This window comes from Streptomyces sp. NPDC002088, from assembly GCF_040296605.1.
Lineage (GTDB): Bacteria > Actinomycetota > Actinomycetes > Streptomycetales > Streptomycetaceae > Streptomyces.
On the sequence record NZ_JBEOXO010000075.1, the window covers coordinates 1 to 6,518 of the forward strand.

At 67.5% G+C, this 6,518-nt stretch carries 5 protein-coding genes; 1 reads left to right on the top strand and 4 read right to left on the bottom strand.

Annotated elements, in window-relative coordinates; genetic code table 11:
* Positions 1-91 precede the first annotated feature (91 nt).
* The gene (locus ABT114_RS49775) at positions 92-685 is read right to left on the bottom strand and encodes an LLM class flavin-dependent oxidoreductase (RefSeq protein ID WP_351153853.1); all 594 of its coding nucleotides are present in this window, start codon (positions 683-685) and stop codon (positions 92-94) included.
* Between the two features lie 62 nt (positions 686-747).
* Between ABT114_RS49775 and ABT114_RS49780 the strand changes: the two genes are divergently transcribed.
* A protein-coding gene (locus tag ABT114_RS49780; protein ID WP_502988537.1) for an IS5 family transposase occupies positions 748-1,576 on the top strand; the annotation gives its coding sequence in 2 pieces (ribosomal slippage) (positions 748-1,091 and positions 1,090-1,576; 831 coding nt in all).
* 148 nt (positions 1,577-1,724) lie between these two features.
* Here the strand turns inward: ABT114_RS49780 and ABT114_RS49785 are convergent.
* Genes ABT114_RS49785 through ABT114_RS49795 form a run of 3 tightly spaced genes read right to left on the bottom strand, consistent with a single transcriptional unit; the run spans position 1,725 to position 6,377 of the window.
* The gene (locus ABT114_RS49785; protein ID WP_351153859.1) at positions 1,725-2,633 is read right to left on the bottom strand and encodes a hypothetical protein; all 909 of its coding nucleotides are present in this window, start codon (positions 2,631-2,633) and stop codon (positions 1,725-1,727) included.
* Positions 2,630-2,971 carry a hypothetical protein gene (locus ABT114_RS49790; RefSeq protein WP_351153861.1) on the bottom strand — a complete coding sequence of 114 codons (342 nt, stop codon included), beginning with the start codon at positions 2,969-2,971 and terminating at the stop codon, positions 2,630-2,632. Before ABT114_RS49790 ends, ABT114_RS49785 begins: the two co-directional genes overlap by 4 nt.
* A 10-nt stretch (positions 2,972-2,981) precedes the next feature.
* Positions 2,982-6,377 (bottom strand): CHAT domain-containing protein, encoded by a 3,396-nt coding sequence (locus ABT114_RS49795; protein ID WP_351153864.1) that lies wholly within the window; start codon positions 6,375-6,377, stop codon positions 2,982-2,984.
* Between the last annotated feature and the right edge of the window lie 141 nt (positions 6,378-6,518).

The following is a 6,518-nucleotide window of genomic DNA, read 5'->3' on the forward strand; positions in this document are numbered from 1 at the left end:
CCTCCATGCGAAGTCCACGCCGAGTACGAGAAGTTGCGAATCGCCGCGTGAAATAGACGGTCAGACAACTGTCTGGAAAACGCGAGGCCCCTCAGAGGAAGGACGCCCGGTCGCCGGCGGTGCCGAACGAGGCGAGGGCGGCCTCACCCTTGCGCGGGTCACGGCCCAGCAGGACGAGCCGGTGGCCGTCGGCCAGGAGGTCGCAGGCGGCCTGGAGGCCGATGCCGGGCTGTTGCCGCCGGCGATGAGGATGGTCTTCATGATGCTCGGCGCCTTCAGAGCGCCGAGCATGCGCTGGGAGACGGCACCGAGCTGACGCTGCTGCGCTTTGGTCAGCGGGTCGAAGACCAGACGGCGCACCGCGTCGACATGGCAGGACCTGCATGCGGGTGCCGGCGCGGCAGCCGCCCGCCAGCACGGGCGCGACCGCGTCCGCGAGGCCCTCTGGAGTGTCGCCGTAGCGCAGCCAGCAGTCGCCCTGCTCGATCGCGGTCTTCTGCGCGACCCCGGAGGCGCCGCTGATGTAGATGTACGGGCGACCGCCGTCCTTGTAGCCGAGGCCGAGCTGCGCCTCGTTGACGCGGTAGTGCTTGCCATGGTGGGTGACGGGCTTTTCGCCCTTCCAGAAGCGGTGCAGCACGTCAAGGAATTCGCCGGAGCGCTCATAGCGCTCGTCGTGCGCCAAATAGTCGCCGTAATAAGACGCTGTCTCACGTGGCGTGATGTCTGTGCGGCATGATGCCGGTCGTGGGTGCTGATCTGTCACAGCGGCTGGTTCCTGATGAACTGTGGGAGCTGGTCGCCCCGTTACTGCCGTCGTTCGCTGCTCGTCCGCAGGGCGGCGGGACCGCTCCGTGTGATGAGCGGGCCGTGTTCACTGCCGTGGTGTACGTGCTGACCAGCGGTTGCGCCTGGCGGCGTCTGCCGCCGACGTTCGGCATGTCTCCCGCGACGGCGCATCGCCGGTTCGCAGTGTGCACCGAGGCGGGCCTGTGGCGCCGACTGCACCGGGCGGTGTTGGACGAACTCGGCGCCAGGGGCGAGGTTGACTGGACCTCGGCGATCATTGACGCGGCCTCTGTCCGGGCGAAAAGGGGGCACCCTGACCGGGCCGAATCCGGTTGATCGCAGGGTTGATCGCAGCAAGAAGGGCAGCAAACTGCACGTCCTGTCCGACGCCCAGGGCATCCCGCTGGCCGTTGCGGTGTCCGGGGCGAACCTGCACGACAGCCAGGCGTTCAAGCCGCTGATCCTGGCGATACCTGCCGTCCGCTCCAGGCGCGGACCGCGCCGGCGGCGACCGGTCAAGGTACGCGCTGACAAGGCGTACTTCTCCGCCGACCACGTCGCCTGGCTCCGCAGCCGAGGCTTGATCCCGCGGATCGCCCGCCCGGGAATCGAGTCCGGCGAGCGGCTCGGGCGGCACCGCTGGAAGATCGAACGGTCGATCGCCTGGCTGTTCGGCTACCGCCGACTCACCGTGCGATACGAGCGAAAGGGCTCTCACTTCCTTGCCTCCCTCGGCCTCGCAGCTGCCCTGACCTGCTACAAGAAGCTCGCGAAAATCACCACGTGAGACAGCCTCTTAGTGCGTTGTGTCAAACGGAACCCCCGCTCGATGAACAGGGGTTTCTCCGTGCTCGAAGCGTGATCGCCGTCATGCCCGTTTCCCGATTTGGGAAACGGGCACAGCTGCGTCAGTTGGCGACGCCAGCGGCAGTTTGTCATGTGCCGAGGTGGGGGGTGAGTGCGTCGCCGACGGTGGAGGCAGTGGCCTCTGGGTCCAGCGAGTTCAGGAGGGAATGGGCGTAAAGGCGAACCGAGGCTTCGAGGAGTTCTGCGTAAGCCTCGATAGCGGCGCGGAAACGTTGGCGGGAGGCGAAGGCCATGACGAGGGCGATCGGAGCGGCGGGCCACCAGATCGGGGTCAGAGCGGCGTACAGGACCGTCCAGGCAGCCAGCCCCGAAGCTTGCGAGAGTACGGTGCGTGCTGCGGTGATCTGGGTGCGGACGTCCTCGGGAAGGTGGAGCCACAGGACGGGCCAGACCTGGGAGAAGGTGAGGTGAAGGTCGCCTTCGAGTCGGACGGCCACCGCGTTCATCCGGTCCCCTGACCAGGTTGGGCGTTCAGGGGGTGCGATGGAGATCGCTCGCATCTCGCGGAACGCCGCGTGCCGGGGTGCCGGGTGGACTGGCTCGCCTCGGGCGAGCGCTTGTGCTGCCTCCTCGCGCCTTTCACGGTAGAGCTCGTTGGCCTCATGCCACTTCGTGCGCCGTGAGGCCACGCGAGCGTCGATCCTGGTCCTCAGCCGTCCTGGGAGAGTGTGCCAGTCAGTGATCAGCACGGTACGTTCGACCAGGGCGCCGAGTGTCTGGGCGACGGACCCGAGTGCGGCGGCTCCGCTCAGAACGGCGGCGAGCAAGATGACCTGACCGCCCACGGTCGTGGTGGCTGGGTGTTCGGCCCAAGTGGCGATCTGGTCGACAAGCCGGTGAACGTCCAGTGCGTGAGCGTGCCCGAGCGTCGACGCGCAGGTGACGACCGCGAGATACAGCGCTCCTGGCAGGACAAGGAGCGTCAGCCACTTTTCGCCGAGCTTCTTGCCGAGTTCGCTGAGAAGGCCGCCGATCACGGCAGACGCTCCCGGCGCATGGCCGCATCATGGATCTCGCAGTGGGCCTCCGACCATGAGTACCGGGTGCAGATTCCAGACGGGCAGAGGTACACGAGCTCGAGTGGTGCCGCCGGCAGTCCGGGGGTGTCGGCGATCGCCCGGGTCGTGTGCCCGAGCACACCGAGTGCGTCACCCGCGGCCTGGACGGCCTGATGAAGTTCCTGCATGGGTCCGGCGGGGTCACCGCCGTTGTGGATTGCGTCAAGGACACGGTCCAAGGGCGCGGTGTCGTCGAGGATGCTCCTCAGCTCGTCGAGATGTGCGCATACGTGCGCCAGGCCGTCGACTTTTGGCATAGGCCGATTATCAAGCCCCTGCGTGGTGGTGGGCAGCCCAAAGTGACGGCGTCCGGGGATTGGCGTCTCGCACGATGCGGACCGCGTTGTGCAGCGCCTCGGCCGCACTGACGCTCCGATGTTCGGAGTAGAAGCTTCGGGCGATGTGGACCGCGATCTTGTCTTCGATGGCCCAGAAGGTTCCGATGACATGGGGGTATCCGGCGAGTTGGAACGCCGAGGTCAGATGGATGGCCTCGTCGATGAGCCGGAGGTCTGACGTGCGGGCGGTGTCGCAGGCCGACAGGTAGGCGACGTGGGCGCCGTCGAGGTGGAGGGACGCCACGTCGGAGACGGTCAGTGGTGCCGTCTCGTGGTCATGCAGCAGGAGTCGGCTGCGGGCCGGGTCGACCGGATCGCTGATGCCGTGGCAGGCGAAGTGCGCGACCGCGCATTCCGGCAGGAGATCGAGGACCTCGGGCTTCGACGGCAGATCGACCAGAACCGGGTCGGGCAGCCGTTCGGCGAGCATTCGGGCCTCGTCGGCCACATGGGCCAGGCGGCCGGGCACGCCAGGGGTGGTCGGCATCGCCACGATCAGCGAACGTCCTTGGCCGAGGGGGGTGTTCGCCAGGTGTCGCCTTCGGGCGTGACGCAGCGCCGCGAGCGTCGGCGTGTAGGAGGAGACCACTCGGTCCATGACCCCGGTACCCGGGCGTCCCACTGCGTGGATCGGCAGGAGGCCGAGGAGCCCGCCCGGCACCCACCAGACCCGATCTTGCGGGCCGAGAGCATCCAGGACGGGACCTGCGGCGGAGTCCCACAACCAGGCCAGCACGCTCACCAGCCGCTTCTGGGCATCCAGGCGTTCTCGCATGGTCTGGCCACCTGCCGCGGCGCGCAACGCACGGTAGAAGGTGTTGACCTGATCGATGACTGTGTCGAGGGTGAGGCCGGGCAGGGGCAGGCCGCGTACCCCTTCGCGGGTGATGAGGAAAGCGTCGCTGCGGAGAGAGCTGACGTTGAACATCACGATCGGCCCCTGATCGGCTTCGTCGAGGAGTTCCGCGACAGAGGGGAGCCTGGCAAAGGACGCGAATCCCGGGAGCGATCGGATCGTGGTCAACAGCTCGGTCCACGCCTTCCCCAGACGTCGACGGCTCGCCATGGTCTCGTCCCGCCGGGCCGGCGGCCGGTCGAGCAGTTCGCGCAGGTCGATGAACCTGGAGGCGAGTTCCGGGTGCAGGACACGCAGCTCGGTGAGGTCGCTGCGGGTTTCGAGGGCCTGGCCGAACAGCACCGCCCGGCCGCCTTCGAGGAGACGTACGGCCTGGACCGGATCGTCCACCGCGAGTGCGGCGCCGTCGGCGACCATTCCGGCGTACCCGATGAGCGCGTGCTGCTGGTCGGCCCGGTCGATCTGGCGTGGCGCGACCTGCGGCAGGAGCTCGATGGCACCCGCCAGCAGCTTGGCAGCCCGTACGGGCTGGGACTCGCGCACGATCGCAGCGGCGGCACGTGCCGCATGGATCCGGGTCGATGCCGGAGCAATCTCCATCGCGAACGCTTCTTCGAGGGCGTCGATGGCCCGGACCTCATGGCGCAGGGCCACGAGTTCTCCGTAGTTGACGAGCAACGAAGCGCGGTCCGGGGAGTCGGCGGGGGCGGCCGTCACGGCACGCCCCAGCACGCCGATCGCCTCGTCCAGTTCAGTGGGGCTGGAGGTCGACTCATACCGTTCGGCCAGCGCGAGCCCGAGGTTGGACAGGCACATGGCGAGGCTCGGATGCCCGGCGGGCAACATCTGTACGGCCTGCTGGAGCCTGAGCACGGACAGGTCCAGGTCGCCCGGATCGCCTGTGACCCGGAACCGGTCGAGCAGTGCGAGGCCGAGGTTGGTGGACATCCAGTGCAGCTTGACGGGCAGGCCGCTGCCGGCGGCCACAGCCTTGTCCAGCCACTCGACGGCCGCGTCAATGTCGGTCGGTGTCCCTGAACGTTCGAACCTGAGGTTCGCGGCGATCCCGAGAGATGCCAGCCGCTGCACGAGGGCTGGGCTCTTCGGATGACTTGCGGCCACGGCGTCCGTCAGATACGCCTCCGCCCGGGCCAGCTCGCCGAGCCCACCGAGCCGGATGAACTGGGCGATCAGCGCGGTAGCGAGGCTGGTGAGGGTCATCGCGCGCTGTGCGGAATCCGGTGGGCTTGCTGACAGGGCGTTCTCGAGTACGTCGACGGCCCGGTCGAGATCGGTGAGTGCTCCCGTGTACTCGTACCGCGTCGCAAGGACGGCGCCCAGGTTGGTCAGCATGGCCGGCAGATCGGAATGGCCTGGGGGCGTGGTCTCGATCGCCTCCTCCAGGGCGATCTTGGCGGCGTCCAGGTCTTGCGGGTCCCCTGCCTGCAGGAACCGCTCATGCAGGACGATCCCGAGATTGACATGGACGCCGGCCAGGCTCGGGTGGCCTGGCGGCAGCAGCGGGACTGCTTCCTGCAGATGTCTGGTTGCGAGATCGAGGTCGGCGAGCAGGCCATTGCGTTCGTACCTGGCGAACAGGGCGCCGGCGAGGTTGGACTGCCCTTTGGCGCGGTCGATGGTCCCCTCGGGCGTCGTCACGACAGCCTCCTGAAGGTGGCCGATCGCCTGGTTCAGGTCGTCCTCGATGCCGGTCAGCCCGTACCGGTGCCGGAGCGCTGTCCCAAGGTTCAACAGCATCGTGGGCCGTCCCGGGGCATCCGGGGAACTGATGCTCACTGCCTCACCGCACACCTCGACCGCTCGTCCGAGATCGCGCGCTGCGCCGAGCACTTGGAAGCGGGTGAGCAGCTGATCGCCCAGGTTGGACAAGGATGCGGCATTTCCGGGATCGAGCGCGACCGATTCCTCCGCCAGGTCCACCGCCGTGTCCAGGTCCCCGCGGTCACCGGTGAGCGTGAACCGTCTGTCCACGGCGATACTTGCATTGCTCAGCATCAACGCCCGGGAAGGGTGATCGTCCGCGACCGCCTTGGTGATCCCCTCCCACACGGTCGCGCACAACAGGACCAGGTCCCGGTCCGTGGAGCCCGAGGTGTCCCTCAGCAGGGTCACCGCAGAGGAGACCACCCTGTCCGCAAGGGCGGGCCACAGCGGTTCGGGCAGCTTTTCCAAGTCCGCGCCATGGAAGAGGCACGAGCTGAGCAATTCGACGGCTGTCTTCCGATCCGGCCCGTCTCCATGATCAAGGGCCAGATGCCTGTACCAGTGCAGCCAGCCGAGCAGCAAACGAGAGTCCAGGTCGAACTCGTTGTTCGGCACCGCCCTGACCAGCCTGCGTAGCTCCACGGCTGCTCTGCGCTGCAGAACCAATCTGAGATCACCCGACTCTGCCACCAGCGCCAGACGTTTGGCCAAGGCTTGCTGAGCCGCCACCAGTTTGTCAGCCATGGGGGAATCCTTCCCCCCTGTCGGCGTACAAGCGAACGTGCGCCACTGAGGGGCCACGAAGTTTCCGGACAGGGACCCAATAGGGTTGTCCTGAAGAGGAAACGAGGAAGAAGTGGCGCCACCCAGTAAGTACTCGCCGGA

Bases quoted from the DNA above. Each gene is read 5' to 3' on its own strand.
- ABT114_RS49790 (WP_351153861.1), bottom strand. From the start codon at position 2,971: ATGCCAAAAGTCGACGGCCTGGCGCACGTATGCGCACATCTCGACGAG.
- ABT114_RS49795 (WP_351153864.1), bottom strand. From the start codon at position 6,377: ATGGCTGACAAACTGGTGGCGGCTCAGCAAGCCTTGGCCAAACGTCTG.